The 259-nt window shown below is 63.7% G+C and carries 1 pseudogene; it reads right to left on the bottom strand.

Annotated features, from left to right (window positions below):
* A pseudogene (locus SB753_RS38725) lies at positions 1 to 259 on the bottom strand (L,D-transpeptidase); the annotation flags it as partial.

Genomic DNA, 259 nt, shown 5'->3' with positions numbered 1-259 from the left:
CATCGTGCCTTCGGCGCGGAAATCCATGTTGTCCGGCGTGTGCTCGAACACGCCGAGCGGCGTGATGAAGTGATCGAACTGCCCCGGCCTCCCCGTTGCGACGGGCGACGCGCCAATCATCTGCCATGCGTCCAAAGGCGCCGCGCGAAAGTAGATGAAGAGCGCCTGGACGTTCTCGTTGCGATCGACGAGCACCACATACTCACCCGACAGATTGCCCAGATCGTTCTGCGCGAGCCCCTGCTCCAGACGCTCGCCG

The organism is Paraburkholderia sp. SIMBA_053, assembly GCF_046534895.1.
Classification (GTDB): domain Bacteria; phylum Pseudomonadota; class Gammaproteobacteria; order Burkholderiales; family Burkholderiaceae; genus Paraburkholderia; species Paraburkholderia caledonica.
The sequence above is the reverse complement of the archived record's forward strand: the minus strand, read 5'-3'. Positions and strand labels throughout refer to the sequence as shown.